The organism is Eubacterium sp. AF36-5BH, from assembly GCF_003460505.1.
In the GTDB taxonomy this organism is placed as follows: Bacteria; Bacillota; Clostridia; order Lachnospirales; family Lachnospiraceae; genus Eubacterium_G.
This window is the reverse complement of the sequence record NZ_QTVG01000001.1, coordinates 235,901-255,749: the sequence shown is the minus strand read 5'-3', so window position 1 is coordinate 255,749 and position 19,849 is coordinate 235,901. Positions and strand designations below refer to the sequence as shown.

The 19,849-nt window shown below is 33.4% G+C and carries 9 protein-coding genes and 1 riboswitch; of the genes, 8 read left to right on the top strand and 1 reads right to left on the bottom strand.

Annotation, left to right across the window (positions count from 1 at the left end; all coding sequences use genetic code 11):
- The first annotated feature begins 137 nt into the window (after positions 1-137).
- The gene (locus DW006_RS01105) at positions 138-5,192 is read left to right on the top strand and encodes a glycosyl hydrolase family 18 protein (protein ID WP_158561032.1); all 5,055 of its coding nucleotides are present in this window, start codon (positions 138-140) and stop codon (positions 5,190-5,192) included.
- Positions 5,193-5,427: 235 nt separating this feature from the next.
- Here the strand turns inward: DW006_RS01105 and DW006_RS01100 are convergent, their stop codons facing one another.
- Positions 5,428-6,279, bottom strand: a complete 852-nt coding sequence (locus DW006_RS01100; RefSeq protein WP_117998651.1) for a patatin family protein — start codon at positions 6,277-6,279, stop codon at positions 5,428-5,430.
- A gap of 347 nt (positions 6,280-6,626) precedes the next feature.
- Between DW006_RS01100 and DW006_RS01095 the strand changes: the two genes are divergently transcribed.
- The 7 genes from DW006_RS01095 to DW006_RS01065 all read left to right on the top strand — a co-directional run bounded on the left by DW006_RS01095 (position 6,627) and on the right by DW006_RS01065 (position 19,848).
- Positions 6,627-6,905 (top strand): acylphosphatase, encoded by a 279-nt coding sequence (locus DW006_RS01095; protein ID WP_199521861.1) that lies wholly within the window; start codon positions 6,627-6,629, stop codon positions 6,903-6,905.
- 232 nt (positions 6,906-7,137) lie between these two features.
- Positions 7,138-10,272 carry a CotH kinase family protein gene (locus DW006_RS01090; RefSeq protein WP_117998650.1) on the top strand — a complete coding sequence of 1,045 codons (3,135 nt, stop codon included), beginning with the start codon at positions 7,138-7,140 and terminating at the stop codon, positions 10,270-10,272.
- A gap of 434 nt (positions 10,273-10,706) precedes the next feature.
- Positions 10,707-13,061: a ferrous iron transport protein B gene (gene feoB / locus DW006_RS01085; RefSeq protein ID WP_117998649.1), complete on the top strand. Its 2,355-nt coding sequence runs from the start codon at positions 10,707-10,709 to the stop codon at positions 13,059-13,061.
- Between the two features lie 114 nt (positions 13,062-13,175).
- Positions 13,176-13,359, top strand: a riboswitch (cobalamin riboswitch).
- 150 nt (positions 13,360-13,509) lie between these two features.
- Positions 13,510-15,594: a DUF4430 domain-containing protein gene (locus DW006_RS01080; protein WP_117998648.1), complete on the top strand. Its 2,085-nt coding sequence runs from the start codon at positions 13,510-13,512 to the stop codon at positions 15,592-15,594.
- A gap of 153 nt (positions 15,595-15,747) precedes the next feature.
- On the top strand, positions 15,748-16,695 hold the full coding sequence (locus tag DW006_RS01075) for a MoxR family ATPase (protein WP_117998647.1): 948 nt from the start codon (positions 15,748-15,750) through the stop codon (positions 16,693-16,695).
- Between the two features lie 28 nt (positions 16,696-16,723).
- Entirely contained in the window at positions 16,724-17,710 is a 987-nt protein-coding gene (locus DW006_RS01070; protein WP_117998646.1) for a DUF58 domain-containing protein, read from the top strand.
- Positions 17,711-17,727: 17 nt separating this feature from the next.
- Positions 17,728-19,848 carry a transglutaminase-like domain-containing protein gene (locus DW006_RS01065; protein WP_117998645.1) on the top strand — a complete coding sequence of 707 codons (2,121 nt, stop codon included), beginning with the start codon at positions 17,728-17,730 and terminating at the stop codon, positions 19,846-19,848.
- Position 19,849 lies beyond the last annotated feature (1 nt).

The window sequence follows — 19,849 nt, the reverse complement described above, 5'->3', positions numbered from 1 at the left end:
GATGAAAATATTTTCAAAAATGATTTTAGAAAAAAGAGTACCCAATAAAATAAGCCTACGTTTTCTTAAAAATGTTTTTAGTCTAGAATTTTTAGTGGAGGAGAAGCTTTAGATTTATGAAAAAATGGGAGGGTACAATGAATTTCAAAAAATCTATATCAAAAAAAAGTTTGCTTCGTAGAATTAGCGGAATCGCTTTAACATTGGTAATGGTAATAAACCTTATGTATGGTTATAGCGCAGCTAAGGCACAAGTTACTGAGGAAGCCAGAAAGGCATCACAGGTAGCAGCACAAAAAGCAGAAGCAAATAAGGCACCATACCGTAACGTAATGTATTACGGTGATTGGTCAATTTATTCAGGTCAGAAGAATTTCACACCTGATAAGATTGACGGTAGTTTAATAACACATTTGAATTTTGCATTTATGGATGCAGATGAAAATGGTGATTTAATCACAACAGACACATGGGCTGACTATGAAAATCCAAATGTAGGATATTCAGTTGGAACAGATAACAAATACGCAGGAGTGTTGGGAGGAATGCTTTTATTAAGACAAAAGTATCCTAACATGAAGATTGGTATTTCTGTTGGTGGTTGGACAAGATCAGGGGATTTCCCAAAACTTGCAGCGTCAGAAAAGACAAGAAAGAACTTTGCAAATAATGTTGCAAAATTTGTTCATTACTATGGATATGATTTTGTAGACATTGACTGGGAATATCCAACAGCGGACAGAGATCCTGATCCTGAAGGCAATGGCGTTGCCATTGATAAGGGATGCAAGGGCTCAGCAGCAGACACACAGAATTATACACTGTTATTACAGGCAATTAGAGATGCATTAGACAGCTATGGAGAAGCTGATGGAAAGTATTATGAATTATCAGTGGCAATGTCAGCATCACCAAAGATGATGGCTGCAATAGAATACGAAAAGGTATTAAAAATTGTAGACTTTGCAAATATGATGACATATGACTTAAATGGTGCCTGGGGAGGTTTTACAGCTCACCAGACAGCGCTTTATACAAATCCTGCATATGATGAAGGGGACGCAGGTCTTTCAGTTGATTCATGCATTAAGTATCTTGAAAATAAATACGGTGACAGCATTGATTATTCAAAGATTGTAGTTGGTATTGCACCTTACACAAGAGGTTGGAAAGAAGTTAAAAAGGAAACAGGAAGAGATCCTAAGAATCCGGGCTTATATGCAGACGCAACAGGAGAAAATGGCGTAACTTATGCATACGGAGACATTAACTCTTTAATAAGCAAGTATAACTTAAAGAAATATTGGGATGATACAGCAAAGGCAAACTATTTTTATAGTGAGTCAACAGGTATGTTCTTTACATGTGATACTGAAGAATCAGTAGCTGAAAAAGGAAAATATGTAAAGAGTAAACATTTAGGCGGACTTATTTCATGGATGGCATCATTGGATAGTACAAATTCAGTTACTAAGGCAATGAAGGAATCTTTATATGGTTCAGAGGCACTTCCAACTAATGAAATTACTACACCAAAAATGGATGGCATTAAATTAGATGTGCAGGCTTCAGGAGAGTCATATACTTTGAATTTGCAGAATACAAATGCAAAAGTAACACTTCCAAGTGGAGCAAAAGATATTTCGGTTATGCCATGGGCAGAAAAGTTTGGCAAGACTTTAAGCTATCCTTCATTAGAAATTAAAACAATTAACGGTGAAACTTTAACAGGAGACTGGAGTGCAGGTGGAACAATTACAACTGAAAATGGAAATACAGTAATTACACCACCTGAATGGAGTTCAAAAGCAGTGGCACCTGGTGATACATTAACATTTACACTTAAGTCAGGTAAAGGAACTGCAAGCTTATCCAATATTCAGTCAGTTACACTTAGACAGAAAGCGGTTTCAAGTGGTAGCATTATTTCAAGAAATGTTTTATATGAAAATAATGAAAGCGGTGTTGTAGAAACAACAACAGAAAAAGTTACTACAACAAAAGCACCTGAAACAACAAGTAAAACAACACAGGCAACAACAAAAGCGCCTGAAACAACAAGCAAGACAACACAGGCAACAACAGTTCCTGAAGTGCCTGCAACAACTGCACCGGAACAGACAACAACAAAGAAGGCTTCAACAGGTGCATATCCTGAATGGTCACCAAACAGTGTTCTTTACAACATAGGAGACTTTGTTCAGTATCAGGGAAATGTATATGAATGTACATTTGCACATACTTCAAATTCAGGTTGGACACCAACAGAAGCATTTACATTGTGGAAACTTAGAAGTGATTTAGTAGCAGGAGAAATCGAAACAACGACTAAGGGAGGAAGTTCTGTAGAAGAAACAACAACTGTTGAAAATAATTACACAGTTAATTCAAAACTTCCACAGCACATGGTAACAGGCTATTGGCATAACTTCCTTAATGGTTCAACAGCATTAAAGATTTCAGATGTTCCAAGTTACTATGACATGATTTGTGTATCTTTTGCAAACTCATCAACAACACCTGGTAAGGTTACTTTTGAGCTTGATAAGGATTTAAGCAATGCCTTAGGTGGCTATACAAAAGCACAGTTTATTCAGGACATCAAAGATGCAAAAGCAAAAGGACAGCATGTAATTATTTCAGTAGGTGGCGCTGAAGGAACTACTTATATTACAAATCAGGCAGCAGCAGATGAATTTGCAAAGAGCCTTATTTCAATGATTGAGGAATATGGATTTGAAGGTGTTGATATTGACTTTGAAGGTAGTGCAGTATCAGGAACAGATTATATTGCTGAAGCATTAAGAACAGTACATAATCATTTCGGAGATGATTTTATTATAACAATGGCACCGGAAACATATTATTTCCAGGATACAAATCCAAATGGAACAGCAGCAACATCAGCATACTACAGACTTGCATACAAGATTAAGGATATTCTTACAATCTGTTATCCACAGTTCTATAACTCAGGTGGTATGATTGGTTATAACGGATTTAATGCACAGGTTGGAACTGCAGATTTCTTAACATCACTTGCAACTTTATTATTAGAGAACGGATTAAGAGCTGATCAGGTAGCGTTAGGATTACCATCAACTGCCAAAGCAGCAGGTAGTGGCTATGTATCAACTGATGTAATTAATACTGCTGTAAAGGCACTTGTGAACGGAACATCATCAGGAAGTTTTACTGCACCAAGAGCGTACCAGTCATTTAGGGGTGTAATGACATGGTCAATTAACTGGGATGCAACTAACAACTATGCGTGGGCTAAGGCTATGGATAAGACAATGGACGAACTACCAACAACAGAGCAGCCTACAACAACAAAAGCTACAGAAACAACAACTAAAACAACAGAACAGACTACAACAGTTAAACCTACAACAACACAGGAAACAACAACTTCCAAGAAGGCAGAAGAAGTTACAACAGTTGACGGAAAACAGCCAATTGAAGTTATTGGTTTAACAAAGATTTCCCAGAACAAGGGAGATGTAACATTTGCCTGGGGACAGACTAATGAACAGATGGCTTTGGGTCAGACATATAACATATATGTAGACGGCCAGTTATTTGGAACATACAATACTGCAACTCAGCTTAATTATACATTTGCAACTAACGGAAATCATATAATTAAGGTTACGGCTGTTTATAACGGAAAAGAAACAGCAGGTCAGAAACTTGAAGTAGTAGTAACAGGTCTTGAAAATACAACAACACAGGTAACTACAGAGCCTGTTGTGGAACCAACAACTACAGCAAAGGTAACAGAACCTGTAGTAGAGCCTACAACAAAGGCAGAAGTTACAACAAAGAAACCTGAGCAGACAACAACAAAGAAGGAAGAAACTACAACTAAACCGGAACAGTCAACAGGTACAGATGTAAAACCATCAACAGGACTTTCATCAAAATTATTAATTGGTTATTATCATACATGGAATAACGGTGGAAATCCATTTATTAAATTAAGAGATGTTGATAAAAACTGGGATATAATTAATATCTCCTTTGCAGAACCTGTAAGTGCAGGTAGCACAGACGGAAAAATGCAGTTCAATATTTCAGGTTTAACAGCTGATTATACAAAAGCAGATTTCAAGAAAGATGTTAAGGAACTTCAGGCACAGGGCAAGAAGATTGTATTATCAATTGGTGGTTATGAAGGCTACTTCTCATTAACATCACAGAGTGCGGTAAATCAGTTTGTAAGTGACATTAAATCTATTGTAGATGAATATGGATTTGATGGAATTGATATTGATTTAGAACAGTCTTCAGTACAGTTTGAAAGTGGAAATGATAGGGACATTAACAATCCTACATCTCCAAAGATTGTAAATATGATTAAAGCAATTAGAACTATTTGTAGTAGCTATGGTGATGATTTCATTTTATCATGGGCACCTGAAACATTTTATGTACAGTTAGGTTACTCATTCTATGGTGGAATTAATCAATACTGTGATAGCAGAGCAGGGGTATATTTACCTATGATTAATGCATTAAGAAACGAAACATCATATGTACATGTACAGTTATATAATTCAGCACCTATTACAGGACTTGATGGAACTTCTTATAGCATGGGTACAAAGGAAAGCACAGTTGCAATGTGTGAAATGCTCTTAAAGGGATTCCATGTAGGTGCATATTATACAAATTCAACAGATGCTTCAACATACTTTGCTCCACTTAGACCAGATCAGGTTGTCATTGGTGTTCCATCATCAGTAAGTGCGGCAGGTAGTGGACAGATTGCAAATAAGGATCTTCAAAGTGCATTTACAGAACTTAATAATAAGTATCCGGGCTTAAGAGGAATTATGACATGGTCAATTAACTGGGATTCAAGTCAGAACAATAACTCTTTTGCAAAAGAAAATGGAGCATTCCTTGCATCATTAAGAAATAATCAGGAAGAAACAAAGAAACCTGAAACAACAACAGAAGAACCTACAACTAAAGCACCTGAGACAACAACAGAGCAGCCTACAACAAAGGCACCTGAAACAACAACACAGAAACCTAGTCAGTATCCAACTTGGGATGCATCAACTATATATTTAGGAGACGATTATGTTTCATATAACGGACACGTATATAGAGCAAAATGGTGGACAAAGGGAGAAAATCCTGAAAAGTCAGGTCAGTGGGATGTATGGCAGAAGATAAAATAGTTAATATTAAATAATGTAAGCCATATAAAAAAATCACAGGGATTTCACAAAAGTGAAATTACCTGTGATTTTTGTGTAATAAGAAATTCCACTGGAATTTCTATTAGATAAAAAGCGTTCCACCAGGGAAGCACCTTGGTGCGAAAAGAAATCAGTTGTGAATAGGCACGTGCTCGGTGCGTAGAATGTCACAAGCGACATGCTTTACATACAATAGAAAATTTAAAAATATATTTTATTGATTTAGAAATTTTTTCATTGCATCAATATGTTCAAGCCCTTCTTTGTAGCCTACATTATAAAGAAGTCTAAGCTTGTTGGGATCACGTTCAGTTCGTTTAATTGTAATTGGATTTTTAGGTCTGATAACATAAATAGAACCTTCTTTTTCAAGTTCTTTAATATAGTCCAATGTTTTATTATATTCATTGTGTCTGATTTCCATATCGTGAATAAGGTTGGGATATTTTTTACCCATTTTCATTTTTAATAATGGAAGAATACTGCTTTTGGTTTTGCGATAGCCGTTATGCTGGGTTAGTATCAATATGTTTTTTTCGTAGCCCATTTCTCTAAATTTCTTTATTGGTATGGAATCTGAAATACCACCATCTAAAAGTTCAAGACCATCAATTTTTACAATACGTGAAACTAAGGGCATTGATGCTGAAGCTCTATACCATTCAATGTCATCAGCTTCTCCTGTAGGGCAAAGGTGATATACCGGTTTTCCTGTATTTACATCTGTTGCAACAACATAAAAAGCCATTGGATTTTCCTGATAGGTTTTGGTATCAAAAACATCCAGCTTTTCGGGGATTTCTCTGTAACAAAAATCGGCTCCATATAAATCTCCTGTTTTAATTAAAGAACGAATTCCAACATAGCGTGGATCCTTAGAATATTTCATGTTGTATCTTATAGTACGACCAATTTGTTTGGATTTGAAATTGCAACCAAAAGTTGCTCCGGCTGAAACACCAATTGTTCCGTCTACTGTAATATTGTTATTCATCATGGCGTCTAAAACGCCGGCAGTGAACATGCCGCGCATGGCACCACCCTCTAGTACAAGTCCTGTTTTCATAACACAATCCTTTCTAAAGTCATATCCCCATCATAGTTAGGGCACAGATGTGGAATGACTTTTTGACGTTGAAGTATAGATTACCCGGATTGCTCCGTGCTACGCACTCCCACAATCCTGCCCAAGTATTCGCATATCGTGAAGCTACCGCTTCACTTTTATGCTCATACAGGGGCGTGTCTCAAAGTCACATCCCCATCATAGTGCAAGCACAGATGTGGAATGACTTTGATACACTGTAATCAAGAGTATCTTAACACAAATAGGGAAGAATGTTAAAATGAAAAAGAAAAATAAGTATGCTATTTTGATGATTTTGCAGTTTAGAATATGAAAGGAAGATAAAAATGGAAATAAAATTAGTTAGAAAACATATTATTTTTAAGGGTAGAGTACAGGGAGTAGGTTTTAGATATTTTTGTTATACAGAGGCAAATAAGATGAACTTAACAGGTTATGTCCGAAATTTATACGATGGCAACGTGGAAATGGAAGTACAGGGAGATTATCGTGATGTTGAAATGTATATTTTTAGAATAAAGCAGGGGGATTATTTTATTAGAGTGGATGAGGCGGAAGTGACGGATATGAAAGTTAAGGAAGAAAGCTGTTTCCAGATAAAATAGGCAAAAAAGTGAAAAGCACAAACAACGAAAGAACAGAGAAAATAAAAATATACAATAACATTTAAAATAAAAACGTTACAGATATTGACAATAAAGAGTGGGGTGCTATTATGATAGTACATCACAATTACATCAAAATTCAAAGGCTCACAGTAAGGTGTAATTTGATAACAAATGGTTAATTGAAATTAAAGGAAGCAATTAGCCAAATAAAACTGAAAGGAATAAAAATATGAGAAGGGAAAAAGTAGTAAAAGCGGTGGCAATATTAATGTCTGTTTGTATGGTCACACCTGCTACAGTGTTTAGCAATGTAACCACAAAAGCAGACGTTAATGGCAATGTAACAGCCACAGACAAAAAGGATGAACTAAAAATTGAGGGTGATTATTTTAGACAGTATATGTCAGTGCTGTTAGATCAGGGAAAACTTAAAAATGATAATAATACAATTGAAATGACAAAAGATGAAAAATCAAAATCAGTTATTTTCAGTGGTACAAAAGAAAACTTATTAGAGAATCAGATTGTTCTTGATAAGACACTTAATTTCAATGGTTCAAAAATTGACAGAATCAGTTTAGATGCCATGTCAGAAAAAGGAACAACAGTAACGTTAGGAATTTATGTTGATGGTGCAAGTGAGCCAATTGCCAAGACAGTTCTTAACAGACAGAAGAAGAAAAATGATTGGAGAAATCTAAAGAATATTTCAATAGATATTTCAAGTTTGAACTTAATAGGTGAGCATACAGTTCAACTTAAAGTATTAGATGCTTCTGCAGATAATGTGAAATTTGATATTAGTTCTATTGAATTTGTTGAAAGCACAGTGCCAACAATTTACTTTAACATTGATGAATCAGAGGGAACAATTGCAGAGATGAATGGTTCATCTGATCATAGTGCAGAATGTTATGGTAGCATGACAATGACAGTCCCTGATAATTACACATGTGAATATACAGGTAAAAAAGCAAAGGGCGGAACTTATCAGTTAGAATATATTAGAGGCAGAGGAAACTCAACCTGGAGCGTTGACAAGAAACCTTACAAGATTAAGTTAGATAAGAAAGCTGATTTACTTGGTATGGGTAAGAACAAACATTGGGTTTTACTTGCAAACTATTATGACAACAGCTTGTTAAGAAACAAGATTACATATTGGCTTGGCAGCCAGTTAAATATGCCGTTTACACCAAAAAGTGAACCCGTTGATGTAGTAATGAATGGTGAATATTACGGAAGCTATTTCTTGTGTGAACATGTAAGAGTTGGGAAAACTAGAGTAAACATTGATGATTTGGAAGCAAACGAAGATGCAATGCATGAAACACAGGAACCATTTATAACAGGTGGCTATTTATTATCACTTGAACCTTATGGTAATGAAGAAAAGAAATCTTTTAAAACAAAAAAGAGCAACACTTTCTTAATTGAAAGTCCTTCTTTTGAAGATTATTACAATGAAACACAATACAATTACATAAAGAATTATGTCCAAAGCGTTGAAGATGCCATTTATGGAAAGAATTTCAAAAATGAAAAAGGCGTTTCCTATTCAGATTTGATGGATGTGGCATCAACAGTCTATTACTATTTGATTCAGGAATTCTCAATGAATGGTGATGGATATGTTTCAACAAGTACATATTTATATAAACCAAGAAATGGAAAATTATTCTGGGGACCACTTTGGGATTTTGATTATGTAGCATGGGGGTCAACAGAATATGATGATTTTTCAACTACAGGTTGGACAGAAAACAGCAATATGTGGTTGGAAAAATTATTTGAGGATGAAAGCTTTTCTAAAAAAGTTGTAGATAGCTGGCCAGAATTAAAGGCTGCTGTTGAAGAACTTATAAAAGACGGTGGACAGCTTGATAAATATAAGGAGAAAGTTAAACAGTCAGCTTTATACAATTTTGAAAAATGGGGTATATCACCTATTAATTACAACGAGGGTGATTCTGCTGTTAATTTAACTTATGACCAGGAAGTTGAAAGATTAAGAAGCTGGATAAAGGAAAGACTTAATTGGGTTGATAAAAATATTAAAACTTTGTCACCTACACCTTGTACAGTAAAATATGTAGCAAACGGTAAAACAATTTACACTGGTAAAGAATACATCGGCAAAAAATTAAGCAATGTACCAACAGTCCCTAAGAAAAAAGGCTATGAGTTTGCAGGTTGGACAACAAAATATCATCTTACTTATGATGAATACATAATACTCCATCCAGACTTGAGTACGGACGATTTAGATGATGAGACAAAGGCTGAATTAGAAGATATTAAGAAAAAAGGTTATGACTATGAAGGTGATTTTGATACATATGATGCTGTTCCAAAGTCAATTACATTAACAGCAAAATATATACCTGAAAACGAAGTTGTAAAAGCAAAGAAAATTTACTTAAATAAAACAAAAGTGAATATTTCAACAGATATAGGTGTAGCTACTTTAATTGCGACAGTTGCACCTTTTGACACAACATTCTCTAATTTAAAATGGTCATCAAGTGATGAAAATGTTGTAACTGTAGATGATGGTATGCTAAATGTAGTAGCACCAGGTGACGCAGTAGTTACTGTAAGCACAGATAACGGAGTTAAGGCAACATGTAAAGTTCATGTATGTAACCAGCAGGAAACACGGGACTTGGACTATGAAAGTTATTTATTAGATGACAATGAAATTACAATGAATGTTGGTGAATACAGACAACTAAACATTACAAGTACACCTGACAATGCAATTTATAGTGAATTCCCATCATTTATCGGAATTGATGAGTCTATTGCAGAAGTTGGAGCAGGTGGAGTTATACATGCTGTTGCAGAAGGAAAAACTGCAGTTGTTATGGTAAAAGATGGCGACGTTTCAACATGCATAATTAATGTTGTAGACAAATCTAAGAATGTTGTAAAGAAAGGTAGTCTGTACAATGTTAAGGGCAACATTTACAAGGTAATATCTACAGGCAAGAAAAATACAGTAACATTTACAGGCGTAAAAAATAAAAAAGTAAAGAGTGTTAAAGTTCCCGGAACTGTTAAGATTAGCAATAAAACTTTCAAGGTAACTGCCATTGAAAATAAAGCATTTGCTAATTTAACAAATGTAAAGAAAATTACAATTGGCAAGAACGTAGCAAAATTAACAAAAACGATGTTTGCAAAAAATAAGAAACTTAAAAAAATTGTTTTGAAAGCCAGAAAAACAAAAATAGCAAAGGGAACATTTTCTAAAAAGGTTAAAGTTGTAAAACCTAAGAAAACAGTAAAAAAGACATCTCATAGCAGAAAGAAGACTACAAAAAAGAAAACTGATAAAAAGAAGACAAAAAATAATGAATAAACTACTTAATATGGAAATTTAGTTTATTAACAAAGAGTCTATGGTTTTAGAAACACTAAAGCCGTAGACTTTCTTATTTGCCTATTGTTTCCTGAAATTTTATGAAAGGTGTTATTTTTGTGGTGTAGTTTTTTATGCTTTCTACCCATGGAAAGTTATTAATTATAGGTATTTGCACAATAATACTATATAACTTAAAATATAATTAACAAAAAATTTACAGCGATTAAGTAATTTTGGAAAAGCAAAGTCCATATTGATAAGTTAATTATATATTATTTTGGAAAAATATAATGAATTATTGTATATGTATTTGTAAAACAAAAAATATGTTTTATACTTATTATAGTGTGTGTTTAAGTTTTATCAGCATAATAGCAGAGGAAATAAAATAGGCACTGTAATTTTATTTTGCGGAAAGAAAAGAGAAAATTATGAAATTATCTGAGTTAAAAAAAGGGGAACATGGTCAAATTATACATGTTGGTGGAGAAGGACAACTTCGAAGGCATTTTTTGGACATGGGACTTATTGAAGGAACAGGGATTGAATATATGAAAACAGCTCCAATGGGAGATCCTATAGAGTATAGAATATGGGGATATGAATTGACTCTTAGGAAGGATGATGCTGCATGTATTGATATAGAACTTGTAGATGAAAAGGCCATGGAGCAACAATATCAAAAAGAGAGTAATGCAACATATAACAAAACAACGCATCCTCATATTGGGGAGCCGGGAATTTATCATGTTAAACAAAGAGGAGAAAAAATAGCTAAAGGTAAGTTAATTACATTTGGCCTTGCAGGAAATCAGAATTGTGGTAAAACAACATTGTTTAACCAACTAACAGGAGCAAATCAGCATGTTGGAAACTTTCCCGGAGTTACTGTAGACAGAAAAGATGGCCCAATTAGAGGCCAGGAAAATACAATGGTTGTGGACTTGCCGGGCATATATTCAATGTCACCTTATACAAGTGAAGAGGTAGTGTCCCGCCAATATTTTCTAGATGACAGACCACGAGGAATTATTAACATTGTGGATGCTACCAATATTGAACGAAATCTCTATTTGACAATGCAATTAATAGAACTAAATATTCCTATGGTTCTTGCACTTAACATGATGGATGAGGTTACTGCCAATGGAGGAGCAATAGATGTAAATAAGTTAGAGGCTTCTTTAGGAATACCTGTTGTGCCAATTTCAGCGGCAAAAAATGAAGGCGTGGATGAGTTAATTGAGCATGCAATGCATGTGGCAATTTACAGAGAACGTCCGGGAAGAATGGATTTTTGTGATGCTGAGGGAGAAGATGGTGGTGCAGTACATAGAGGCATTCATTCAATTATGCATTTGATTGATGACCACGCCCATAAAAATGAAGTCCCAATACGTTTCGCAGCAAGTAAGATTATAGAAGGTGATCAGGAAGTTATTGACCGACTTCATTTAGATCAAAACGAAAAAGAAATGATAGAGCATATTATTATCCAAATGGAAAAAGAAAGTGGCATGGACAGACATGCCGCTTTGGCAAAGATGCGTTTTTCATTTATTGACAAAATATGTAAACAGACAGTTGTCAGACCAAGGGAAAGTAAGGAAAGAATACGAAGCAAAAAAATTGATAAGGTTTTAACAGGAAAATACACAGCAATTCCATCATTCATTGTTATTATGGCAATGATCTTCTGGTTAACATTTAGTGTGGTAGGAGCATGGCTTCAAAACCTTATGGATATGGGAATAACCTATTTAAGCAACTTATGTGAAAATGCAATGAATGGGGCACATGTTAACGAAGTATTGCAATCATTAGTAATTGACGGAATTTTTGTTGGTGTGGGAAGTGTACTTAGTTTCCTTCCAATAATAGTTGTGTTGTTTTTCTTTTTATCATTACTTGAGGATAGTGGTTATATGGCAAGAATAGCTTTCGTAATGGATAAACCTTTTAGAAAATTAGGTTTGTCAGGACGCAGCTTTGTACCAATGATAATTGGATTTGGTTGTTCAGTTCCTGCAATTATGGCAACAAGAACATTGCCATCAGAGCGAGACAGAAAAATGACTATTTTACTTACACCATTTATGAGTTGTTCAGCAAAGATTCCTATTTATGCATTTTTCGCAGCTGCGTTTTTCAGTCACAATGCAGCTTTGGTAATGGTAGGCTTATATTTTACAGGAATAATTGTGGCAATTTTATATGCTGTTATTTTAGATAAAACTAAATTCAAGGGAGAACCGGTACCATTTGTAATGGAACTTCCAAACTATAGATTACCTGGTGCCAAAAGTGTTTTAAGATTAATGTGGGATAAGGCGAAGGACTTTATAACAAGAGCATTTACAATTATATTTTTAGCTTCAATGATAATATGGTTCCTACAGACATTCGACATACATTTTAACTTAGTAAAAGATGCAGGAGATAGCATGCTTGCAATGATAGGTGGAGTGATAGCTCCAATATTTGCACCATTAGGATTTGGAGATTGGAGAGCATCAACAGCATTAATCACAGGATTTACAGCAAAGGAAAGTGTTGTAAGTACACTAAAAGTATTGTTAGGTGGTGGAGCCATAACATCGATGTTTAATGTGAAAAGTGCAATAGTATTTTTAGTATTTACTTTACTTTATACACCATGTGTAGCCGCTGTTACTTCTGTAAAAAGAGAATTAGGCGGAAAATGGGCAATAGGATTTGTGGTTTTACAATGTGTAATTGCCTGGATAGTAGCATTTTTGTTTAAGATGGTGCTTATGATTGTATAAATATACATTTTTGTGTAAGTTATGTCCATTGAAATATAGGATAAATAATGCTATTATAAAAACAATTTAATTGAATATCAGTATATGGTTGGGCAAAAGGTTTTATTTACCTTAGAATCTAACAAATTCTAAGGTAAATAAAACGTTTGTGTCGATTAAAAGGGAATTCGGTTAGAACCCGAAGCAGTCACCACTACTGTAATGCAGACGAGAAAGCAATTATGTCACTGGGAAACTGGGAAGGCGCTTTTAAGGATGAAGCTGAGTCAGGAGACCTGCCATATATGTGGTTTAAATATATTTTCCGGGTGAGGAGGATGTGTTTTTTTTGTTGCCTTTTTATAGTAAATTATTTCAAAAATATAGTTTTTGATAAGCAGAGATTTAATCTATGTAAGAGAATTTACAACTTAGCTAATTGTTATGATAAAAGTAATCAGGAGCGACTATGGATAAGAAAAAATACAAAAATTTAATAAATAATATAGTCGTTATAATTACGGTTATTGCTGTTATTGTTACTACATTTAATGTAATTAATAATCGGGGGGATGTGCCGGACAATCCAATGAAAGATAAACTGGAAGATACGTCCAAAGTTTATGAAAACAGTAATCTGAATCTAGATGATATAGATAATTCACAAAATCAGGAAGACACAAATAATAAAAGTAATAAGTCAGATATCAACAGCGATTACAATACTGCCAATAAAAGTGATAAGTTAGATAACGATAGCAGTAACAAGACTGATAACAGAAGTAACGATGTAGAGAATAATAGAAACGACAATAATAATAAAGGCAATCAGAATACAAAAAATATAGGTAATAAGAACACAAATCTAAATAACACTTCCAAAAAATCAAGAGGAAGCAACCCTTCTAATACCGGGCCGGGAAAAGACGGCGGAAAATATGTATCCCACGTAAAAAATAAAAAAGTTAAGAAAGAATATTTTTCCACAACCATTAAGGATGGAGAAACAATATCAACTTATGAATATTCATTTAAGATAAAGCATTTAATAGATAGTCTTACAGTTGAGCAACAACTGGTTTATGTAAATGAAATGGTTGTAACTAATTTTGATGGCAGAGTTGTGCTAAAAGAGGGCGCAAATGAAATAAGAATTAGCATTACATACAGAACTGAAGATGGTCAGGAAATAAATGCACAGAAAAAATATACAGTAAACGTAGACACAGAAAATCTTTTTATATCTACGGATTTGAAAAATCAAACAGTATCATCACCGATTTTTAAATTTTTTGCACTGGCAAAAATGGGAAACAATAATGGAGAAATGTTTCTTAGTTTAAATGGCAAAAACATAACTGGAGAAAATGGTAAATATTCTGTTGTATTAAAAGAAGGGGAAAATGAAATTATTGCCAAAGGAAAGTATGGCAAATATGAAATAACAAAAACTTTTAAAATTGTTTTAAAGTATCAGGAAGGTTTCGGAATCGAAACAGATTTGGAAAATCAGACAGTTAATGCAGATAAAATAAGCTTTTTTGCACTTGTTAGAAATGGAAGCAGTAAGGTGAAACTTTCAGTAATTGTCAATGGAGATATTATTGAAGGTAGCCAAAATGCTTACAGTACGAAGTTAGAAATTGGAAACAACACCATACGACTGAAAGCAGTGGACACAGGTGGTGTTTCAATAAATAAAACATACACGGTTAAATATGTGCCATTGGCTACAAAAGATACAGAACCAATTCTTGAGTACATAAATATAAAAGATGGAATGGATATTAATGGAGAAACTTTTACATTGTACATTGGCGCCAAGGACTATAAAGATAACAGGATTTACTATGATGGAATAGAAGTTAAGTTAAATGGCAAAAAGATTCAATATCGCTGGTCTGCAAAATATGTTGGTTATTTACTTAATTTACAAAATGGAATTAATAATTTGGAAATTAAGCTAACCGACAATCAGGGAAGATATAAAGTATTTACTTATAAAGTTAAATGTACATACATAGATCAGGGAACAGTAATAGGAACTGCAAGGGTCAGCATAGATGCAAAGGTTATACATTTAGGCGTTTTACTTAAACCTAAGAAAGTTGACATTTATTATGGTGACAGTGCAGCAGATGTGTTTGAAAGAGCAATGGATGGAAGTGGCTTTACATTTACTAACACAGGGACAACAGGCACAGGATTTTATTTGGAGTCAATTGGCAGACCAGGGATATTAAAAGGTTGGAAAATTGACGATAAACTAAAGAAAGAAATTCAAGAAGACGGTTTACAGTTTAATATAGATCCTGCAACCGGAAACTATGTATACGATATGGATAGTCTGTCAGAGTTTGATTTTTGTCAGGGTTCAGGTTGGACATATTGCGTAAATGGTGAATTTAAGGAGTATGGCATGTCAGAATATAAGCCAAAGGATGGGGACAATATTCTCATTAGATATACGTTGGCTTATGGCAAAGATATTGGTGGATATAATCAGTCAGGCACATCCTATGGAATAAAAGACAAGTACGATATTACATATTAAAGTAGAGCTTTATTCAGAATTAAAGGAAAAGTGTCTTGAAGTAATAAGATGAAAAAATATATAAAACCTATTTGAAAAGCAATGAAGCACAACAGGTGAAAATATCTCAAATAAAAGAATAAGATTGGGTGTAATTAATGAAAGGACATAAGTATGATTGAAAAAACAAATCAGGAAATAAATAAAAAGTTAAAAGACATAATTACTGAAGCTGAAAAAGTAATTAAAGGAAAGAATCAAATTGTGGAAAAAGTTTTAATGGCAATAATTTCCAAAGGGCACGTTTTATTGGAAGATGTGCCGGGAGTGGGAAAGACAACTTTAGCTTTAACTTTTAGTAAGGTTTTAGGACTTGATTATAAAAGAATGCAGTTTACACCGGATAGCGTGCCTTCAGATATAACAGGTTTTACAGTTTATAACAAAGAAAGCGGAAGTTTTGAGTATATGGAAGGGTGTGCAATGACAAATCTTTTGTTGGCAGATGAAATTAACAGAACCTCAAGTAAAACTCAATCGGCATTGTTGGAAGTAATGGAAGAAAGAAAAATCACAGTGGACGGAGTCACAAGAGAAACAGGTAATCCATTTGTTGTAATTGCAACTCAGAATCCAACAGGCTGGATTGGTACACAAAGTCTTCCAAAATCTCAGTTGGACAGATTTATGGTAAGACTTAACATGGGCTATCCAAGTAGAGAGAGTCTGATAGAAATTATGAAAGACAGACACCATGAAAATCCGTTAGAAAAAGTTAAAACAGTAGTCACAAGAGAACAATTAATTGACATACAAAACCTTGCAGAAAATATTTTCGTATCTCAGGAAATTTATGAATATATAAGCAGTCTTGTGGAAAAAACAAGAGAATATGAACTGGTAAGTCTAGGTGTAAGCCCAAGAGGAGCTTTGGCAATTTGCAAAATGGCAAAGGCGAGAGCTTTAATGAAAGGCAGAGATTTCGTTGTGCCGGAAGATGTTGACTATGTATTTGAAGATGTGTGTTGCCACAGAATGGTGTTTAATAATAGTCCGTTAGATGATGAAAATTCTAAGGAAGTCATAAAAGAAATTCTAAACAGTGTGACAATTAATATTTAAAACAACATTAAAAAAAGATAGGAACCTTATGAAAATAAAAAAAATCTTATGGATATTATTTTTAATTTTTCTTTTGCTGTTGGGAATTTTGTGTGAAAAATCATTATTTCTCACAATTGCATTGGTACTAATAATATTAGAAGTGTTTTCCTTATTGTATGGCAGATTTGCCCTTAAGAGACTTAGTGTAGATTTAAAGTTTCCGGGAATTGCCGGTAAGGAAAAAGAAACAAAAGGAAAATTAATAATTAAATTAAAGTATTTATTGCCTTTAAGTGAAATTAAGGCTAACTGCAAAATAAAAAATAAGTTTACCGGAGAGGAAAAAGCCGTAACAATTAGCACTTTTATGGGCATGAAGAAAACAGAGAAAATCCCATTAGGACTTAGCAGGGAATATTGTGGTTGCATAAACATAGCTGTTGAGAATATAGAGATAGTTGATTTGTGGGGGATTTTTTCAAACAGAAGAATATTAGGCAATATATGTAAAATGTTTATTTTGCCAGAGACAACAAATATAAAAATAGAAGAAAGTAGTGGAACAACTGCCATAGATTCATGGAAATTTGTGGAAAGTAACAGTGCTTCTTCAGGTGAAATGTACGATATTAGAGAGTATGTTAAGGGAGATAACATAAAAAATATTCATTGGAAATTAACAGGTAAATATGAAACCCCTATGGTTAAGAAAATGTCAAAAGAGACAGAAGACCTGGTAATGATACTTTTTAATAATGTAGATGAACAGGAAAGCTATGAAGCTTGGGATAAGTTAGGACAACGTTTGTTTTCCCTTAGCAAAAGTTTAATTGAAAAAAATATATCTCATAGTGTTTCCTGGTGTAGCAAAGGAAAATGGATAACTTATAAAATAACAGAGCAAAAAGACTTAACAGGAAATCTTTTGAAAGTTTTAGATGTTGACAGCAATAAGGATTATTTTGTGGATTTTGAAAAGAAGCTACAGGAACAAAAACTATATTATGAAAATGTGATTGTTGTTTCTAACTAACACAGAAAGGTGAAAAAATGAAAAATCAAAGTACAGTTGATTTAAAAAAATTAAATACGGAAGCTAGTAAATCAACAGCTATTTTGAGAAGCGTTTTGGAACTTATTCTTTTAATAGGAACAGGTGGATTTCTGATAACTTTATTAGATTTTAAAATCACATCCTTTGGTCTGAATGGAAAAGTATTTCTAAATAAAATTGGAAATATGGTTGGAGAAAAATTCGGAGTGATAACTTCACGATACAAGCTGACTTCTAATGGAAGTATGGATGTAATATTTCTTGTACTTATTTTGCTGTTAATTTTAACACTGCATGTGTTGATAAGCAGCGAAAGACTATTACCTTTATTTATTGTTGGAATTAGTATTTTGGTTTTACAGGGGGTGTTTGGAAATAACAAAAGTACAATTTGGATGACTATTGTTCTATTTGCAAACATGGCAATTTATTTAAATAAAACAATTGGTAAGGCAACCATTAGGTGGAAAGCACAAATAATAGTAGTTGGCACAGTGCTAATAATAGGTGTGTTAATAAATCCCATATCCAATATTTTATGGAATGATAATGGTGGTAAGGCAAACAGTATAAAGAAAGTAAATTCTATTTTAACAGAACAAATAGATAACTTTAGATACAACAGAAAGAACAACATAGCCTTAAAAGTGAAAATGTCTAAACCTGAGGTTTATTATTTAAAAGGATTTGTGGCAGGTGATTTTACAGACAAAGGCTGGGAAAGCACAGACAAAAAGACTTTATACAAATATTCAAATTTATTTTATTGGTTACATAAAGACAGCTTCTATGGACAAAGCCAGTTAGCAAATGGAAAACAGGAGTTACTTGGAGAAAAGTCAGAAAACAAAATGACAGTTAGTGTTGTAGGGGCATCATCTAAATACATATACACGCCTTATGAATATATTACTGATAATGAAAAACTAAAAAATAAAAACAGAATTGGCGATGAAAGTCTTGAGTCAAAAGGTGTTTATGGAAAGAAAAACTATACATTTATTGTAAGTGAAAACATAGTTAATAATTTTTCTGAAATGGTTGATAAATTAAATAGATTACAAACCAAAACAGATTATATGGTAAAGGAAAATTATTACAATCAATTTGTATATGAGAATTATTTAAAATTAACTAATACTGAAAAGCAATTATTAAGTACATACTTGAAAAACAATACTGAAAGAAAATCTTATGGTGATGCAAAATCTGCAATTGTAAATTTTCTTAATAAAAATATAGCTTATGATGAAAAGTCAGAAGGAATAAAAGATTACAGAAGTTTTCTTACAGAGTTTTTAGAGAAAAACAAAACCGGTAATAATAAAGATTTTGCAACAGCTACAGTTTTAATGTTTAGGTATTTTGGAATTCCATCAAGATATGTAAAAGGTTATTTAATTACCAAAAAAGATATAGAAAATGTTAAGGCAAATCAAACAATTAACATTAAACAATCTAATTATCATTGCTGGGCAGAGTATTATCAGGATGGAATCGGCTGGATTCCATTTGAAACTAACAGTAAATATAGAGATTTAATGGGAACAAATGATAGTATTTCAGGCAACAATAATGATTCTAATAGTGGTGATAAGCAGACAATTCAAAACGTAAATAAGGATAAGCATTTAGATGATGAAGTAGAAGAAAAAAAGGTTAAAGATAATAAAGAGGAGAAATTAATTTATTCTATTGTTGCCTTATTGAATTTGTTAATACTTTTTGTGGTAGCTTATGAAATCAGGCTCTATATACTAAAAAGAAAAATCAGACAGAGCTTTGAAAATGGGGACAATAACAGAACAGTTATTAATTATGTTTCATTTATGGTTAGCACATTGCGTATATTTGCAAAAGTTCAATACAACAACATAAGTGAGTATAAAAAAACATTAGCTAAGTATCAGTCAGGAGACAATAACACATATTTAGAAATTGTCAATTTATATGAAAAGGCAAGATACAGTAACAAAGAAACAGATGTGAATGAAGTGAACAAAGTTAAAGCTTATGTTAATAATGTAAGGTTTAATATGTATGCAGGTTTAAAGCCGGTTCAAAAGTTCAGATGGAAGTTTGTTTCAAAATATGGAAGCTTTACAAATAGGAGGTAGT

Excerpts from the sequence above, each read along its gene's own strand:
- feoB (WP_117998649.1), top strand. The coding sequence starts at position 10,707 with ATGAAATTATCTGAGTTAAAAAAAGGGGAACATGGTCAAATTATACAT.
- DW006_RS01105 (WP_158561032.1), top strand. The coding sequence starts at position 138 with ATGAATTTCAAAAAATCTATATCAAAAAAAAGTTTGCTTCGTAGAATT.
- DW006_RS01100 (WP_117998651.1), bottom strand. The coding sequence starts at position 6,279 with ATGAAAACAGGACTTGTACTAGAGGGTGGTGCCATGCGCGGCATGTTC.
- DW006_RS01075 (WP_117998647.1), top strand. The coding sequence starts at position 15,748 with ATGATTGAAAAAACAAATCAGGAAATAAATAAAAAGTTAAAAGACATA.
- DW006_RS01090 (WP_117998650.1), top strand. The coding sequence starts at position 7,138 with ATGAGAAGGGAAAAAGTAGTAAAAGCGGTGGCAATATTAATGTCTGTT.
- DW006_RS01080 (WP_117998648.1), top strand. The coding sequence starts at position 13,510 with ATGGATAAGAAAAAATACAAAAATTTAATAAATAATATAGTCGTTATA.
- DW006_RS01065 (WP_117998645.1), top strand. The coding sequence starts at position 17,728 with ATGAAAAATCAAAGTACAGTTGATTTAAAAAAATTAAATACGGAAGCT.
- DW006_RS01070 (WP_117998646.1), top strand. The coding sequence starts at position 16,724 with ATGAAAATAAAAAAAATCTTATGGATATTATTTTTAATTTTTCTTTTG.
- DW006_RS01095 (WP_199521861.1), top strand. The coding sequence starts at position 6,627 with ATGGAAATAAAATTAGTTAGAAAACATATTATTTTTAAGGGTAGAGTA.